The 17,527-nt window shown below is 55.4% G+C and carries 8 protein-coding genes, 1 tRNA gene and 2 rRNA genes; 9 read left to right on the top strand and 2 right to left on the bottom strand.

Annotation, left to right across the window (positions count from 1 at the left end; genetic code table 11):
• Positions 1-370: 370 nt before the first annotated feature.
• The 3 genes from SJY08_RS00020 (at position 371) to SJY08_RS00030 (ending at position 3,655) form a co-directional block, all read left to right on the top strand.
• Positions 371-3,169, top strand: a 23S ribosomal RNA gene (locus SJY08_RS00020).
• A gap of 117 nt (positions 3,170-3,286) precedes the next feature.
• Positions 3,287-3,401, top strand: a 5S ribosomal RNA gene (gene rrf, locus SJY08_RS00025).
• A 177-nt stretch (positions 3,402-3,578) separates the two neighbouring features.
• A tRNA-Met gene (locus SJY08_RS00030) sits at positions 3,579-3,655 on the top strand.
• Here the strand turns inward: SJY08_RS00030 and SJY08_RS00035 are convergent.
• Positions 3,612-4,967, bottom strand: a complete 1,356-nt coding sequence (locus SJY08_RS00035) for a recombinase family protein (RefSeq protein WP_377278421.1) — start codon at positions 4,965-4,967, stop codon at positions 3,612-3,614. The genes SJY08_RS00030 and SJY08_RS00035 overlap by 44 nt on opposite strands.
• Between SJY08_RS00035 and istA the strand changes: the two genes are divergently transcribed.
• The 3 genes from istA to SJY08_RS00050 are packed head-to-tail and all read left to right on the top strand — an operon-like array spanning position 4,873 to position 8,059.
• On the top strand, positions 4,873-6,399 hold the full coding sequence (istA, locus tag SJY08_RS00040) for an IS21 family transposase (protein WP_340542099.1): 1,527 nt from the start codon (positions 4,873-4,875) through the stop codon (positions 6,397-6,399). The two genes, SJY08_RS00035 and istA, sit on opposite strands and share 95 nt — an antisense overlap.
• Positions 6,389-7,201, top strand: a complete 813-nt coding sequence (gene istB / locus SJY08_RS00045) for an IS21-like element helper ATPase IstB (protein WP_340542100.1) — start codon at positions 6,389-6,391, stop codon at positions 7,199-7,201. The genes istA and istB overlap by 11 nt, the downstream gene beginning before the upstream one ends.
• 54 nt (positions 7,202-7,255) lie before the next feature.
• A complete protein-coding gene (locus tag SJY08_RS00050; RefSeq protein WP_377273992.1) occupies positions 7,256-8,059 on the top strand; it encodes a methyl-accepting chemotaxis protein in 804 nt (267 codons plus the stop codon).
• 252 nt (positions 8,060-8,311) lie between these two features.
• Here the strand turns inward: SJY08_RS00050 and SJY08_RS00055 are convergent, their stop codons facing one another.
• Entirely contained in the window at positions 8,312-9,205 is an 894-nt protein-coding gene (locus SJY08_RS00055) for a helix-turn-helix domain-containing protein (RefSeq protein WP_377273994.1), read from the bottom strand.
• 230 nt (positions 9,206-9,435) lie between these two features.
• Between SJY08_RS00055 and SJY08_RS00060 the strand changes: the two genes are divergently transcribed.
• The 3 genes from SJY08_RS00060 (at position 9,436) to SJY08_RS00070 (ending at position 17,027) form a co-directional block, all read left to right on the top strand.
• Positions 9,436-11,223 carry a methyl-accepting chemotaxis protein gene (locus tag SJY08_RS00060; protein ID WP_377273996.1) on the top strand — a complete coding sequence of 596 codons (1,788 nt, stop codon included), beginning with the start codon at positions 9,436-9,438 and terminating at the stop codon, positions 11,221-11,223.
• Between the two features lie 419 nt (positions 11,224-11,642).
• Positions 11,643-12,275, top strand: coding sequence for a tyrosine-type recombinase/integrase (locus tag SJY08_RS00065; protein ID WP_377273998.1), 633 nt, complete (start codon positions 11,643-11,645; stop codon positions 12,273-12,275).
• Between the two features lie 255 nt (positions 12,276-12,530).
• The gene (locus SJY08_RS00070; RefSeq protein WP_377274000.1) at positions 12,531-17,027 is read left to right on the top strand and encodes a PAS domain S-box protein; all 4,497 of its coding nucleotides are present in this window, start codon (positions 12,531-12,533) and stop codon (positions 17,025-17,027) included.
• Positions 17,028-17,527: the final 500 nt, after the last annotated feature.

Below are 17,527 nucleotides of genomic sequence, written 5' to 3' on the forward strand. Positions count from 1 at the left end.
TTCCAGGTATGGGGTTTTACCTCATGTCCGAGCCCGATCCTGATGAACCTTGTGATGGCCTAGCCGGCCGGATCTTGGGGAAGGGTCGGAGGTAGGTAGGAAGCCTGTCGCTCTGGTCGTTCGTTGTTGGCACTTCGGTGCCTCTGACGGATTGCTGATGATCGTTGCCTGACCGCGCGATCCCGGATTTAATCTCGAGAAGCTGGTCTTAAAGACAAGCTGCAAGTGAGCTGCTCGGCGTAGCTCCAATAAAGCAGACTTGTCGAACACGTCGATGGCATCTGAATGGTCTGGTTGTAAAAGGTAGCCGGATTGCTGGATCTGACCGCAAGGTCTGATTGAGCTATAGATGAGCATTGGCAATGAGAACGATTAAGTGTCGTAAGGGCATTTGGTGGATGCCTTGGCATGCACAGGCGAAGAAGGACGTGATACGCTGCGAAAAGCCGTGGGGAGCTGCGAATAAGCTTTGATCCATGGATATCCGAATGGGGAAACCCACCTTAAATGCTTGGAGAATCCAAACTGATCGCAAGGTCGGCTTGGGTTTCCAAGCATTGTGATAAGGTATCTAACTCTGAATACATAGGGGTTAGAAGCGAACGCAGGGAACTGAAACATCTAAGTACCTGCAGGAAAGGACATCAACCGAGACTCCGCAAGTAGTGGCGAGCGAACGCGGACCAGGCCAGTGGCAATGAGGAATAAAGCTGAACAGGTTGGAAAACCTGGCTAGAGTGGGTGATAGCCCCGTAAGCGTAGAACACTCATTGTCCTTGAGTAAGGCGGGACACGTGAAATCCTGTCTGAACATGGGGAGACCACTCTCCAAGCCTAAGTACTCGTGCATGACCGATAGCGAACAAGTACCGTGAGGGAAAGGTGAAAAGCACCCCGACAAGGGGAGTGAAATAGAACCTGAAACCGGATGCCTACAAGCAGTCGGAGGGCGCAAGCCTGACGGCGTACCTTTTGTATAATGGGTCAACGACTTAGTGTAACTAGCAAGCTTAAGCCGGTAGGTGTAGGCGCAGCGAAAGCGAGTGTTAATAGCGCGTTCAGTTAGTTGCATTAGACCCGAAACCGAGTGATCTAGCCATGAGCAGGCTGAAGGTTGGGTAACACCAACTGGAGGGCCGAACCCATATCTGTTGCAATAGATCGGGATGACTTGTGGCTAGGGGTGAAAGGCCAATCAAACTCGGAGATAGCTGGTTCTCCGCGAAATCTATTTAGGTAGAGCGTCGACCGAATACCCCAGGGGGTAGAGCACTGGATGGGCTATGGGGACTCACCGTCTTACTGATCCTAACCAAACTCCGAATACCTGGGAGTACTAGTCGGCAGACACACGGCGGGTGCTAACGTCCGTCGTGAAGAGGGCAACAACCCTGACCTCCAGCTAAGGTCCCCAAGTCATGGCTAAGTGGGAAAGGATGTGAGGATCCCAAAACAACCAGGATGTTGGCTTAGAAGCAGCCATCATTTAAAGAAAGCGTAACAGCTCACTGGTCTAAATAAGGGTCTTTGCGCCGAAAATGTAACGGGGCTAAAGCCATGCACCGAAGCTGAGGATTTGCAGTTTACTGCAAGTGGTAGCGGAGCGTTCCGTAAGCCTGTGAAGGGGTACCCGTGAGGGGCCCTGGAGGTATCGGAAGTGCGAATGTTGACATGAGTAACGATAAAGGGGGTGAGAGACCCCCTCGCCGAAAGACCAAGGGTTCCTGCTTAAAGTTAATCTGAGCAGGGTTAGCCGGCCCCTAAGATGAGGCAGAAATGCGTAGTCGATGGGAACCACGTTAATATTCGTGGGCCTGGTGGTAGTGACGGATCGCGTAACTTGTTCATTCTTATTGGATTGAATGGGCGAGGAAGCGGTTCCAGGAAATAGCTCCACCGTACAGACCGTACCCGAAACCGACACAGGTGGTCAGGTAGAGTATACCAAGGCGCTTGAGAGAACTATGTTGAAGGAACTCGGCAAATTGCACGCGTAACTTCGGAAGAAGCGTGACCCCTTTATACGCAAGTGTAATGGGGTGGCACAGACCAGGGGGTAGCGACTGTTTATCAAAAACACAGGGCTCTGCGAAGTCGCAAGACGACGTATAGGGTCTGACGCCTGCCCGGTGCTGGAAGGTTAAGAGGAGAGGTGCAAGCTTTGAATCGAAGCCCCAGTAAACGGCGGCCGTAACTATAACGGTCCTAAGGTAGCGAAATTCCTTGTCGGGTAAGTTCCGACCTGCACGAATGGCGTAACGACTTCCCCGCTGTCTCCAACATAGACTCAGTGAAATTGAATTCCCCGTGAAGATGCGGGGTTCCTGCGGTCAGACGGAAAGACCCCGTGCACCTTTACTATAGCTTTACACTGGCATTCGTGTCGGCATGTGTAGGATAGGTGGTAGGCTTTGAAGCAGGGACGCCAGTTTCTGTGGAGCCATCCTTGAAATACCACCCTTATCGTCATGGATGTCTAACCGCGGTCCGTCATCCGGATCCGGGACAGTGTATGGTGGGTAGTTTGACTGGGGCGGTCGCCTCCGAAAGAGTAACGGAGGCGCGCGATGGTGGGCTCAGACCGGTCGGAAATCGGTCGTCGAGTGCAATGGCATAAGCCCGCCTGACTGCGAGACTGACAAGTCGAGCAGAGACGAAAGTCGGTCATAGTGATCCGGTGGTCCCGTGTGGAAGGGCCATCGCTCAACGGATAAAAGGTACGCCGGGGATAACAGGCTGATGACCCCCAAGAGTCCATATCGACGGGGTTGTTTGGCACCTCGATGTCGGCTCATCGCATCCTGGGGCTGGAGCAGGTCCCAAGGGTTTGGCTGTTCGCCAATTAAAGCGGTACGTGAGCTGGGTTCAGAACGTCGTGAGACAGTTCGGTCCCTATCTGCCGTGGGTGTAGGAATATTGACAGGATCTGTCCCTAGTACGAGAGGACCGGGATGGACATATCTCTGGTGGACCTGTTGTCCTGCCAAGGGCATAGCAGGGTAGCTATATATGGAAGGGATAACCGCTGAAGGCATCTAAGCGGGAAACCCACCTGAAAACGAGTATTCCCTATCAGAGCCGTGGAAGACGACCACGTTGATAGGACGGGTGTGGAAGTGCAGTAATGCATGAAGCTTACCGTTACTAATAGCTCGATTGGCTTGATCGTTCTCATTGACCATGCTCATCGGCCCGGACAAAACCGGGCGATGATGCCAAATACGTGTTCAAAAAGACAAACAGGTAATCCCTGTACCAGCTTCTCAACAACATTGCCCTTAGCCGACCTGGTGGTCATGGCGGGGTGGCTGCACCCGTTCCCATTCCGAACACGGCCGTGAAACGCCCCAGCGCCAATGGTACTTCGTCTCAAGACGCGGGAGAGTAGGTCGCTGCCAGGTCTGCTAAAGGCAATGTTGTCAGGTTTTGTAAAAGCAAATACCTCACGTTTTGCTCACCGCAGAACCACAATCTTCTCAAGACACAATCGGCCCAAGCCGAAAACATCGGGCCGCATAAAGCGGCCCTTTTTGCTTGGTAAGAACTCTCAAGCGCAACAATAATAGTTGCGCTCTTGGCGCGGGGTGGAGCAGCCCGGTAGCTCGTCAGGCTCATAACCTGAAGGCCGCAGGTTCAAATCCTGCCCCCGCAACCACTGAGACTTGTAAATTCTCCCACTCCGGCAATTTGCGTGACAGTTCATCGATATAAGCCTCGATGAGCTTGTTCTTCTTGGCCTCCGTGTCGATCTCACCGGATGCCAGGCGCGTCATCAGATCATTCTGAGCGGCTGCGTAGAACTGCTGCTGCAGGATATCGATCACGTCCATCGATGCCATGATGTGGGCGATGTCCCCATGCACCTGCAGGCTTGCCGGCTGGTGGCCAGGCGTCTTGCCGATGACGACGGTCTGGATGAGGTCACGCACGATCGGCATCAGCCGCTGCTTCACCGCTTCGTCGGCGTTGTTGCGTGCGAGGAAGATGAGTTTGCGGATCCCGATCTCGATGTTTGCCGGGTTAAACTGCGCCTTCAGCTTCTCGATCTTCCCTTGAAAATCCTCTGCCGGCTCCTCGACCGTCGCGAGTTCTCGGGCGAGCTGTTCGCGCTTTACCTCGAGTTCGTCGAGCTGGTCATCGAGGATGGCAAGTCGCGGCCGGCCTTCGGCATGCCGGTCCTGGATCTGCTGCATAAGGCTCGTCTGTGTCGCCTTGATCTTTGCGAGTTCAGCCTCCACTTGCGCCTTGCGAGAAGGGGCGCTCTTAAGTTTGCTCACCTCGTGGGCGATCATCTTCTTGGAAATCCGGTCGAAGATGTCGACCGAGTAAAACGCGACCGGAAGGCAGTTGAGGACGCGCTCTTCCAGTTCATGGCGGGTGATCGTCTTGCTGTTGGTGCAGCATTCCCCGTCAAGCTCATCGATTGGCAGGCGCTTCTTGCGGTTGGTGCAGCTATAGCGATCTTTTCCGCTGATCGCGTAGGGCCCGCCGCACTCGGCACATTGGAGCATCCGGCTGAGGAGATATTCCGGACGGTGCGTCGCGTTGAGACGGTTTGTCGAGTGCCGGTCGAACTCTTCCCGGCTCTCGGCCTGGCGTTGCTTTGCCCGTTCCCACAGCTCATCCGAGATAATGCGCAGCTCAGGCCGGTCCACAAACATCCAATCTTCCCTGTCGTTTGCACGGGAGGTTCGCCGTTCTGTCGTCGGGTCCTTGCGGAACTTCTGTTTGTTCCAGACGACTTTCCCGACGTAGAGGGCTGTTGATTTCCATTGAGAGCTGACCCGGCGCAGCCAGATATTTCCATTGAGAATTGACCCATGTTTCAACCGTCCCTCGCATGTTTTCAGCGGGGGCTCTGGAGTGATCGACATGGCGTTACTGAGCGTGATCCGGCGCTGGCATTTTCGAGAGCATCTATCGATCCGGGAGATTTGCCGCAGGACCGGCTTGTCCCGGAATACCATCCGCAAATATCTGCGCGCCGACGGCGTGGAGCCAAAGTTCAACGTGCCGGAGAGGCCGAGCAAGCTTGATCCGTTTGCAGATCGGTTATCGGCCTGGCTGAAGACGGAGTCGAAGAAAGGCCGCAAGCAGAAGCGGACGATGAAGCAGCTACACGTTGATCTTGTCAGCCTCGGCTACAAGGGGTCCTACAATCGTGTGGCGGCATTTGCGCGGGAATGGCGCAATGATCGTCAGAGGGAATTGCAGACGACGGGCCGCGGTACATTTGTGCCCCTGACGTTCGAACCAGGCGAGGCCTTCCAGTTCGACTGGTCAGAAGATTGGGCGATCATCGGCAATGAGCGCACCAAGCTGCAGATCGCCCACACGAAGCTGAGCTACTCCAGGGCCTTCATCGTCCGGGCATACCTCCTGCAGACGCATGAGATGCTGTTCGATGCCCATAACCATGCCTTCCGTGTCTTCGGTGGCATTCCTGGTCGCGGCATCTACGACAACATGCGCACGGCGATCGACAAGGTCGGTCGTGGCAAGGAGCGCGACGTCAACGTCCGCTTCATGGCGATGGCCAGCCATTATGTGTTCGAGCCCGAGTTCTGCAATCCGGCTTCCGGCTGGGAGAAGGGACAGGTCGAGAAGAACGTGCAGGATGCGCGTCATCGCTTCTTTCAACCGATCCCGCGCTTTCCATCACTGGGGGCCCTGAACGATTGGCTCGAGGAGCGTTGCAAGGAGTTCTGGGCCAACACACCCCACGGTCAGATGCGTGGCACCATTGCCGACATCTGGGCCGAGGAAGTCCCAGCTCTCATGGCGCTCTCCAGGCCGTTCGACGGGTTCGTCGAATATACGAAGCGGGTCACGCCAACCTGCCTCGTGCATCTGGAGCGCAATCGCTACAGCGTTCCGTCATCCTTCGCCAATCGACCGGTGAGCCTCCGGGTCTATCCGGATCGTGTCGTGGTCGCCGCAGAAGGCCAGATCGTCTGCGAGCACCGCCGCGTCATAGATCGGTCCCATGATCGGCCGGGTCAGACCATCTACGACTGGCGTCACTATCTGGCGGTGGTGCAGCGTAAGCCTGGTGCTCTTCGTAACGGCGCACCGTTCATTGAGCTTCCCGATGCATTCCGGACCTTGCAGCAATACCTGCTCAAGAAGCCGGGGGGCGATCGGGAGATGGTCGATATCCTGGCGCTGGTCCTTCAGCACGACGAGCAGGCAGTCCTGTCTGCCGTCGACATGGCGCTGAAGTCTGGCGTTCCGACCAAGACGCATGTGCTGAACCTGCTGCATCGGCTCGTTGACGGCAAATCCTTCACGCCGCCAACCCTCGATACCCCTCAGGCACTGACGCTCACCAATGAACCCAAGGCTAATGTTGAACGATACGACACCTTGAGAAAGACGGAGGCTCGCCATGCGTCATAATCCAGCAAGCGGCGCGATCGTCATCATGCTGCGGCAGTTGAAGATGCATGGCATGGCCCAGGCCGTCGGGGAACTTACTGAGCAGGGATCACCCGCGTTCGAGGCTGCCCTTCCGATCCTGTCGCAGCTTCTCAAGGCAGAGATGGCGGAGCGCGAGGTTCGATCAACGGCCTATCAGCTCAAGACAGCACGCTTTCCAGCCTACCGTGACCTGAATGGCTTCGACTTTACCAGCAGCGAGATTAACGAGGCGCTCGTGCAACAGCTTCATCGCTGTGACTTCCTCGATGACTCCAACAATATCGTTCTGGTCGGCGGACCTGGCACGGGAAAGACGCACATTGCCACCGCGCTCGGCGTTCAGGCAATTGAACACCACCACAAGCGGGTAAGGTTCTTCTCGACGGTCGAACTGGTCAACGCGCTCGAGCAAGAGAAGGCACAAGGCAAGTCAGGACAGATCGCCAATCGGCTCGTCCACTCTGATCTCGTCATTCTCGACGAGCTGGGATACCTGCCATTCAGTACTTCAGGCGGGGCGCTGCTCTTCCACCTGCTCAGCAGACTTTATGAGCGCACCAGCGTCATCATCACCACCAACCTCAGCTTCAGTGAATGGGCAAGCGTCTTTGGCGACGCAAAGATGACCACCGCGCTGCTCGACAGGCTCACCCACCACTGCCACATCCTCGAAACCGGAAACGACAGCTTCCGCTTCAAGAACAGCTCGGCGCATCAGCCCAAAACATCAAAGGAGAAACGCAGGAACTTGACCCAGACCAACAACACGAACGATACCTAAAGGCGGGTCAATTCTCGGTGGAAACGCCGGGTCAGCTCTCAGTGGAAATCAACAATGGCGGGGATCGTCGCTGCGGCACAGGCTTTGTCGGAGAACGCCGCGGTTATCAGCCACGTCTCGGAGAGCATCGCCTCCAATGGTGAGCGACAGGCCGCCACTGTGGAGGAGACGTCAGCCGCGCTCGAAGAGATCAATTCGACGGTCAAGGATACGACGAGCAGAACGCTTGCCACAACCCGCCTCGTCAGTGAGACGCGTTCGAATGCGGAGGCGTCAGGTCTTGTGGTTGGCCAGGCAACTGCGGCGATGGACGAAATCGCCGGCTCCTCGCGCGAGATCGAAAACATCATCGGTGTCATCGACGAAATCGCCTTCCAGACTAACCTCTTGGCACTTAATGCCGGCGTCGAGGCCGCCCGCGCCGGAGAGGCCGGGAAGGGGTTCGCCGTTGTGGCACAAGAGGTGCGGGAACTCGCCCAGCGCTCGGCAAGTGCTGCCAAGGACATTAAGGGTCTGATCGCAAGATCGGCGGAGGCAGTCCGCCATGGTGTCGCACTCGTCGATAAGACCGGCCATTCCCTGCAGTCGATCGTCGATCAGGTCCAGGAGATCGACAGCAATGTCGACGCGATTTCGATCGCCGCCCGTGATCAGGCCCAAGGCATTGGCGAGATCAACAGCTCGATCGGGATGCTCGACAAGGTGACGCAGCAAAGTGCCGCCACTGTCGAAGAAGCCAGTGCCGCTGCAGCCTCACTCGCAGACGGTGCCCGAGATCTTTACGGCCTCGTATCACGCTTCAAGACGTCGCTTGGAAAAGGTGCCACAGCAACACATAGTATGGGCCGGGCCGCGTGAAAGCTAATGAAGGCTTTCGTCCTACTCTGAGTGCGTAGCGAGCACGGAGCTTTCGAGGCCTCCGGTAATGTTCCCTAAAGAACATGCTATCAGACGACTAACGCTGTTCTCTTTGTCGACGCCTGCCATGCGTACGACGTTGCGTTACGGAATAGATTTCCGCTTTGCGCCTCCAAAACAGTCATTACTTCCGTCAATACGTGCCACGGAAAGCAGACACTTTTGCAGCTCAGATCCAGCCGCCCGACGCGGTCAAGCGCTTCTGCGAAATTCCAAGGGCGTCCGCCCTGTTACTGACTTGAACGATCGTGCGAACTGGCTTGCACCATTGAAACCTGTCGTGGTGGCGATGTCAGAGATTGGCAATCGACTGCTGGCAAGAAGATGCTTGGCCTTCTCCAGCCTCATCCTCAGGATGTACTGGTGCGGGGGCTCGCTGAAGGTCGCCTTGAACGCTCGGGCAAAATGAAATCGCGTCAATCCGCAAAGAGCAGCCAATTCATCCAGGCCGAGGTCGCGACCAAGGTTCTCGGTGATGTAGCTCAAAACGAGCTCTTGCCTGGATTTGCTGAGCTGGCCCGCCGATGCGATTGACTTCGGTGTTATGGAGCCTTCCTGAGCGAGGCGGAACATTTCCAGTGCCGCAGTCAACCCGAGGGTTTCCGCATAGATCTGTGATGCGGGACGGCGTTCGTCAGCCATGATGGACGCAAGCTTCTGCATGGTCGCACCGAGCACATTGTCTTGGAAGTAGATATGAGGCCTTGACTCAAACGGCGTGAATTCTGCCTGTAACTCCTCGTGCATCGCCGACGGATCAAAACAGATTACCGTAAAGGCGTTCATGCGATCGGCTGGCTTCGCCCAGCCGGTGATCTCAATTCCGTCTGGGACAAATGTCATCTGGTCACGCAAGTCGCCACCAGCAATTGGCTTGTCGCCCAGTACCTCCATCTCACCATCGAGGAGGAAGAGGTCATGATACGCCAGATAGTGGGACGACCCGTCCCACTTGAACTCATATTCCGAAGGAAGCTTCAACCGCGAAAACTGCACGGAGATCCCGCGCCAGCTAGTCGCAGTATGCGTTTCCACGAGCCGCTGGGGCTCTCGGAATTCGAGTTCAAGTTCGGCAAGTTTGGCCATGGGGTCCAGTGTGCAATTGGAACTAGACTAGCTACTACGTCGGCTTATGTTTGGTGGTTCACTCAGTCTGAGCAATAAATGCAAAAAAATAGCAAAATTTGCACAGATCCACCCGAATCTTCACATATCGTAAATTTATGAATCCGAGAATTAGCACCATTGGATGTGAGGCTTGTCTGAGGCTTTCCGGAGGGGCTGGAAACTCAAACTCGCCGAATTGGGGGTGTGAAATGTTCGGGTTCGGTAGTGCTGACGCCAAGGCGGTCATGAATGCGATGAGCAAGTCGCAAGCAATCATCGAGTTTCAGCTTGATGGCACGATCATCACGGCCAATGAGAATTTCTGTAAGGCGCTGGGATACAATCTTTCAGAAATCGTCGGAAAGCATCACCGTCTCTTCGTCGACCCCATCGAAGCCAGCGGTCAGGAATATCGCGATTTCTGGGCGCGGCTTGCCGAGGGAAAATTCGATCGGCGTCAGTACAAGCGTTTGACTAAGAGTGGACGTGAAATCTGGATTGAGGCGTCCTACAATCCCGTCTTCCGGAACGGTAAACCGTTCAAGATCGTCAAATTCGCAACCGATATCACGGAGCAGAAGCTTCAGGCGGCCGAGGAACGCGGCAAGCTGGAAGCCATCTCGCGTGCCCAGGCGGTCATCGAGTTTACGCCGACCGGCGAGATCCTGACCGCAAATGAAAATTTCCTCAAGACACTGGGTTACCATCTGTCGGAGGTTCAAGGGAAACATCACTCGATGTTTTGCGAGTTAGCCTATGTTGGCAGTGACGAATACCGCCGGTTCTGGAAGAAGCTTGCCGAGGGCGAATTTCAGGCCGACGAGTTCAAACGGATCGGCAAGAGTGGCAAGCCCGTTTACATCCAGGCCTCCTACAATCCGATTTTCGACATGAACGGGAAAGTCTTCAAAGTGGTGAAATTCGCCACAGACGTGTCCGAGCGGGTCCGAAACGTGGAGCAACTGGCAGAAGCCCTGCAGGCCATGTCCGCGGGCGACCTGACTCAGGAAATCCGTTCTCCGTTCCTGCCGGCACTCGAGAAACTCCGTCTCGACTTCAACGAGACATCGTCGAAACTTCGCACCACGCTGCAGACGATCTCGCAGAACGCCGGCGCCATTGCGGCCGCTTCCCAGGAGATTCAGTCGGCGTCCAACGACTTGTCCAAGCGCACGGAACAACAAGCAGCCTCAGTCGAGGAGACGGCCGCAGCTCTCGAACAGATCACGACGACCGTTGGCGATTCCAGCCATCGCGCTCAGGAAGCTGGATCGTTGGTCCGGCGGACGAAGGAGAATGCCGAAAACTCCGGTAGGGTTGTCGGTCAAGCCGTTGATGCGATGGGCAAGATCGAGCAGTCTGCCGGGGAGATCGGCAACATTATCGGCGTGATCGATGAAATCGCCTTTCAGACAAACCTTTTGGCGCTGAATGCGGGCGTAGAGGCGGCACGTGCCGGTGAGGCCGGCAAGGGCTTTGCGGTCGTCGCCCAGGAGGTGCGCGAACTTGCTCAACGTTCGGCGAAAGCTGCCAAGGAGATCAAGGAGCTGATCAATACCTCCAACGAACACGTCAAGAGCGGTGTCACCCTGGTCGGCAACACCGGGAAGGCATTGCAAGAGATCGTCAGCCAGGTTGTTCAGGTTGATAGCAATGTCGGAGCGATCGTCGAGGCCTCGAAGGAGCAGGCCACAGGGCTGAGAGAGATCAACACTGCAGTCAACACGATGGACCAGAGCACCCAGCAGAACGCGGCAATGGTCGAGGAAACGACCGCGGCGGCTCACAGTCTGGCGCGGGAAGCCGAGCAGTTGTTTGCTCTGCTCGGCCAGTTCAACATCGGTGGCGGACCCGTTTCACCGCGCAATCCATCTTCAAGCGTGACAGCGGTTTCGAGCCCCGTTCCGCTTCCCGTTCGCAGGAGTACCGCCAAGGTAATCCATGCAAGCCATGGCAATGCTGCGCTGAAGTCGGGCGACCATTGGGAAGAATTCTAATGCGGGCGGGACGGTCTTGGTGGGCACTGGAGCAACAGACAGCGTTCTTTGATGACGCGCCATGGCGGCCAACCATGGACAACAAAGGAGACTGATATGGCCCAGGTCATTGATTTCCGTCCCTCTCGGATCTCTGGCAATCTAAACAATGCAGCACATACGACTACGGTCCCTGCTGAATCCCTTGTGTTGCTTCAGTCGATGCAGGCAATCGATCACGCGCTATCAGTCCTAAGGCGACATTTGATGGATGAGACTAAATGCACGTCAGACCGGGATAGCGACGCCTTGTGACGACGAGAGCTGTCTGTCTAAGTTGCCTGAGCAACATGCGTAGCCTGTGTTCCGGTTGCCCCGCCATAGAAGCGTGAGTTTTCCGCGTTCTCCCTGTGGCCAATGGTGGCCATAGGAGAACTGAAATGGGTATCTCACAATATGATCCTGGCGCACTGGGTCGATCGGCCTGGAACGCAGGCAAGCAAGTTGGCGTCAAGAAGCCTCTGAAACAGCGCCAAATCTGGGCAGTCCGCTTCTTCCTCGACCGTGAAGGAAGGATACGAGATCGGGCGCTTTTCGATCTTGCCATCGACAGCAAGCTCCGCGGCTGCGATCTGGTAAAGCTGAAAATCGGAACACTCGTCACCGGCCACGACATTCGAACTCGGGCAATGGTGGTCCAGCAGAAGACTGGACGACCATTGCAGTTCGAAATTACGACCGAGGTCAGAGCCAGTCTGCTTGCCTGGCTTCAACGAAGGGGAGGAACAGTCGATGACTATGCCTTTCCCAGTCGCGTCGACCACGCTGATCATCTCAGCACTCGGCAGTACGCCCGACTGGTCGATGAGTGGGTTACGGCGATCGGGCTTCGTCGGGAGGACTACGGTACGCATTCCCTGCGGCGAACGAAGGCTGCGATGATTTACAAGGCCACTGGCAATCTTCGAGCGATCCAGATCCTGCTTGGCCATACGAGGATCGAGAACACAGTCAGATATCTCGGCGTCGACATTGAGGACGCATTAGAACTGGCTGAGCGGACTGAAATCTGACGGGCGTCTTCGGGTCGAGGCTGGGGGCCATTCTTGAGGATGCAGATGCAAGAAGTCCGCTTTTGCGCCTCGCGGAGCAGAAGCGGACAGTCCGCACACGAGCGCGGCCCCCTTCCGGACTCTTCTTAAACTGCCGGTGATCCAATATCCTCTGTTGAGCTCTTGCGTCCTTCGTTTCTCAACGAGCACCGGCACTATTTTTTGAAGACAATTGATCTATGTTAGCGCTTGCGATTTGCTAATTTAGGATGACCCATGTCGACGTTGCCGCCTCCGCCATATGATGAACAACTGAGGTTGAAGGCGTTACGTGAACTTGACGTTGTCGGCACTGCGCCTGAAAAGCAGTTCGAAGCGCTTGTGAGGGCTGCTGCCTTGGTCTGTGGCACTCCAATCTCACTCATCAGCCTGATTGAGGAAGAACGGCAGTGGTTTAAGGCGAATGTCGGACTTGACGGTGTTTCCGAAACTTCGCGAGATGTTTCCTTCTGCGCCCATGCAATTTGTCAAAATGGCATATTCGAAGTGGAGGATGCGCTTGAAGATCAACGCTTTTCCAACAACCCACTGGTGCTGGGGGACCCGGGGATCCGGTTTTACGCTGGCGCTCCTCTCGAGCTAGCCAGCGGACAGAGCGTGGGGGCGTTGTGCGTAATAGATCGTCAGCCTCGCAGACTGAACGCCCATCAGAAAGAGGTGCTCGGGTACCTAGCATATGCGGCTGCTCGCGCGCTGGAAGCACGTATCGCTCTACAAAACGAACAACAGCTTCGGCGAACCGAGGCACATGCTGCTTCGATACTGGAGAACAGTCCAGACGCCATCATCACTGTCGATCTGGACGGGAAGATTTCTCACTGCAACGGGGCTGCAGAGCGGCTTTTTATTCTCCGCGCCCAGGACATGATCGGTCGTTCCAGTGACCTGCTCATTCCAGGATTAGTGCTGGGAGGAAGGGAATGGTCGATTGGGCAGGTGCGAAAGGTAGAGGAGGGGATCGCTCTACGAAACGATGGGTCACTCTTCCCCATCGCGGTCTCAGCAGGACCCGTTGTGTCTCATCTCGGTGAGGTGATTGGCGTTACCGCGATAGTGCATGACATCACCGATTTGATTGCGGCACGCAGTGAAGTACACAAAAATCAGGAGATGGTCCGCAGGCTATATGAGGCCACTCCCGCGATCATGCATTCAGTTGATCCTGCCGGCCGGATACTTAGCGTCAGTGATCGTTGGCTAGACACGCTTGGATATCAACGCGACGAGGTTATCGGCCGCCTCTCTACGGATTTTCTAACAGAACAATCTCGTTCGAAGGCCAGAGATGTGCTGGCAGATTTCTTCCAGACAGGACGCTGCGAAGGCGTTCACTATCAAATGCAGACTAAGTCGGGAGCAGTGATCGACGTATTGCTATCGGCAATATTGGAGCGTGATAGCGAACGGCGTCCAATTCGATCGTTAGCGGTCATCGAAGATATCACACTCAGGATACAGGCTGAGGCGCGGCTCGGCGAAGAGGCCGTTCGGCTCCGGAACATCATCGATGGTACAGAAGCAGGAACCTGGGAGCTAAATGTACAAACTGACGAGATCCGCTTGAATGACACTTGGGCTCGTATCGTCGGGCTGGAACACAGCGATCATAAGCCCAAAAATTTCAAAAGCTTGAAGTCTCTCATACATCTCGAGGATTTGCCGTCCGTTGAGCAGCGATTGCAGGATCATCTGGACGAACACGTTCCTCGATATGAGGTCGAGGCGCGGATGCGGCACAAGGATGGTCATTGGGTATGGGGACTTGTCCGTGGAAAAGTCATCACCCGGAGTTCGGACGGTCGTGCGGAATGGGTTTTCGGTACACTCCAAGATGTAAGTGCAAGGAAGTCCATCGAAGAAGCCCTGCGCAAGGAGAGAGTTTTCCTCGACAGGACGGGGCAAGTGGCGGGAGTTGGTGGATGGGAAGTCGATCTTCGCACCGAGAGCATCATCTGGTCTGACGAGACATGTCGTATCCATGGTGTACCCGCTGGATATCGGCCGACCATGGATGAGGCAATTTCGTTCTATGCCCCAGAAGCGCGGCCAGTCATCCATTCGGCGGTAACGAAGAGCTTGAACACAGGAGATGGATGGGATCTCGAACTGCCGTTTATCAGGGCGGATAGAAAGCGAATATGGGTGAGAGCCGTAGGCTCAGTCGAATTCGATGGTGATACTCCTGTCCGAATTAGCGGTGCATTCCAAGACATTACAGCGCGGGTAGAGGAGAGACTGGAGCTTGAGCGGCTCAATCAGCAGATGGAGGCGGCAACTGAGAACGGCCGGATCGGAATTTGGGATGCTGATCTTCAAGCGGGCCGTACCTTCTATTCTGACATGTGGTGTGAACTTCTGGGGTACTCGCGAGAGGAGTTTGGTGTTTCGATCGATTCCTGGATCGAATTGGTGCATCCCGACGACCGGGAAAAGGCGCGAGATGCTGACCGCGATCACATCGCAGGCAAAACGCCGTATTTCGAACAAGAGTTTCGCATGCGCCGAAAAGACGGTGCCTGGATCTGGATTCTTGACCGAGGGAAGGTGGTTTCCAGAGACGAAAATGCCAATCCAACGCGGATGATTGGTACCCATGTCGACATTACTCGCAGGAAGAAGCAGGAGGAAGACCGCCGCATCCTAACCGAGAGGATGGCTGTCGCGACTGATAGCGGCGGTATCGGTATTTGGGATTATGACCTCATCAAGAACCTGGTGACTTGGGATCCCTGGATGTACCGATTGTTCGGTCTCCCCGAACGAACGGGTGAGAGGGTCCCCGACCTTTGGCGCCGCCACATACATCGAGATGACTTCGATCGAATTGAGGAAGCTGTTAGACAGGCAATAGAAGGGCGGCGACCCCTCAATGACGAATACAGAATTATCCGACCTGACAACTCAACGCATTACATCAGGATTTCGGCCAAGGTTGTCGTAAACGCTGAGGGCGACCCGATGAGGCTCATCGGCGCGGCATGGGATGTAACGGCGCAACGCAGGTTGGCCACCGAGCTTGCCGAGCAGCATGAGTTAATGCGGGTAACGCTTCATTCAATCGGTGATGCGGTCATGACGACGGATGCTCTGGGCATTGTTCAATGGCTGAACCCCATCGCAGAGCGAATGACGGGCTGGTCGGCAGCCGAGGCCGTTGGCCAATCAAGCACACGGGTATTCAACATTATCAACGAGGAAACTCGACAGCGTGCACCAGATCCCATTGCGGCGTGCTTGCGGACTCAGGAAGTAGTGGGGCTGGATGAGAACACGATGCTTGTGGCCCTCGACGGGCGCGAATTCAGCATTGAGGACTCCGCTGCGCCAATCCGGAATTCCGACGGCGATATCTTGGGTGCTGTGCTCGTATTTCATGATGTCAGCGAGCAACGTAGACTGTCTCGAGAAATGCGCTATCGCGCCAGTCACGATCCGCTGACGGGGCTGGTCAATCGAGCTGAATTCGATCGCCGACTGGAGGATCTGTTTGAGAGATCGAGACTGACCAACTCCATCAATGCGTTGCTCTATATCGATCTTGATCAGTTCAAGATCGTCAACGATTCTTGTGGTCACGCTGTGGGAGACGAGCTCTTGAAGCAGGTCAGCAAGATTCTCACCAGCGCGATTCGCAATGGTGACACTCTGGCCCGCCTTGGCGGTGACGAATTCGCAGTCATTCTGGAGGCTTGCAACGTCGGAAATGCAGCCAGGATTGCGCAGGTAATATGCGACCGGATGGCAGAGTTTCGCTTTGTTCATGATGAAAAGCGTTTCCGGGTAGGTACCAGCATCGGCGTCGTGCCTGTCGATAACACGATGTCTACCTTGGCATCCATCCTTCAGGCGGCCGACAACGCATGTTATGCAGCAAAGGAAGCAGGTCGCAATCGAGTGCATGTTTGGATTGAGAGCGACAAGGCACTGGCCGAACGTTCGCTTGAGATGCGTTGGGCATCCAGGATCGAGCGTGCCCTGGATGATGGATTGTTTGTTCTATATGCACAGAGCATTCGTCCGGTGTCCCAACCAAAGGCTGGCCGACATGTTGAACTTCTGATCCGTATGCAGGATGAGGACGGCAAGCTGGTGGCGCCGTCAGCATTCCTACCATCAGCAGAGCGCTTCAACCTCATTACCAAGATTGATCGGTGGGTCTTGAATAAGGCGATTGCGTTGTTGACCGATCTGCCATGTTCGGCTGAAGCGCAGACATTCAGCCTCAACTTATCTGGCCACTCTATAGGTGACCGCACATTCCACCGTGAGGCATTGCGTTTGCTTGATATTGCTGGACCCTCCGTGTGCGATCGCCTGTGCATCGAAATCACTGAGACCGCTGCCGTCACGAACCTTGCCGATGCGACCATCTTCATCGACCATGTCAGAAAGCGCGGCGTGCGAGTTGCGTTGGATGATTTCGGTGCGGGTGCTTCCTCATTCGGTTACCTTAAGCAGTTCACCGTCGATTACCTAAAGATAGACGGGCAATTCATTCGTGGGATCACCGAGGACCCTTTGAGCCAGGTTACCGTGCGTTGTTTCGTAGATGTGGCTCGAACTCTCGGGATCAAGACTGTCGCAGAGTACGTGGAAAATGCCGATACGCTTGCAAGCCTAGCCTCTATTGGTGTGGACTATGCCCAGGGTTTTCACATTCATAAGCCAGAGCCACTGTCCGATCTTTTTACGCCCGAACTTGCTAAGCCCTAGACGATGGATCGGAATTGGAGATGGAGCTTAGAGCACGTTCTTGTTTGCTTTGTTGAGACGGTCCCCAGAGGAAAGCCTTCTTGCGAATAGATTTGCAAGTCTCCGTGCAATCAGGCCCCCGCAACCAGTTTGGTCACTTATCTCTCAGATCGGACAGATCAAACGTCTTACCGCCTCCATGCTATGGGGGCGGTTTCTGGCGTTTAGACTGTCATCCCGAAATCAGATGCGTGAGCTGCGATTTCGTTTCGGCAGGCCCCTGAACATCTGGGGTAGTCGAACCGCGCTTTCGAATTTTGTGATGGTCGATGCACGTTTCAGAGATCTATGACGAGGCACAAGAAACTCTGGGTGGACACGTTTGAGGTCGGACCGGACTGTGCAGATGATCGCCTTTAGGTGATCTCCCTGGGATCCAGTTCTTCAGGTCCCACCCTCTCGCGTGGCGCAGTCGGGAAACCGTCGTCTCTCCTCAATTGGTCTGAACCGCATGGATAACC

Source organism: Rhizobium sp. R86522 (assembly GCF_042466255.1).
Lineage (GTDB): Bacteria > Pseudomonadota > Alphaproteobacteria > Rhizobiales > Rhizobiaceae > Allorhizobium.

Excerpts from the sequence above, each read along its gene's own strand:
- istA (WP_340542099.1), top strand. The coding sequence starts at position 4,873 with ATGGCGTTACTGAGCGTGATCCGGCGCTGGCATTTTCGAGAGCATCTA.
- SJY08_RS00035 (WP_377278421.1), bottom strand. The coding sequence starts at position 4,967 with ATGGTATTCCGGGACAAGCCGGTCCTGCGGCAAATCTCCCGGATCGAT.
- istB (WP_340542100.1), top strand. The coding sequence starts at position 6,389 with ATGCGTCATAATCCAGCAAGCGGCGCGATCGTCATCATGCTGCGGCAG.
- SJY08_RS00050 (WP_377273992.1), top strand. The coding sequence starts at position 7,256 with ATGGCGGGGATCGTCGCTGCGGCACAGGCTTTGTCGGAGAACGCCGCG.
- SJY08_RS00055 (WP_377273994.1), bottom strand. The coding sequence starts at position 9,205 with ATGGCCAAACTTGCCGAACTTGAACTCGAATTCCGAGAGCCCCAGCGG.
- SJY08_RS00060 (WP_377273996.1), top strand. The coding sequence starts at position 9,436 with ATGTTCGGGTTCGGTAGTGCTGACGCCAAGGCGGTCATGAATGCGATG.
- SJY08_RS00065 (WP_377273998.1), top strand. The coding sequence starts at position 11,643 with ATGGGTATCTCACAATATGATCCTGGCGCACTGGGTCGATCGGCCTGG.
- SJY08_RS00070 (WP_377274000.1), top strand. The coding sequence starts at position 12,531 with ATGTCGACGTTGCCGCCTCCGCCATATGATGAACAACTGAGGTTGAAG.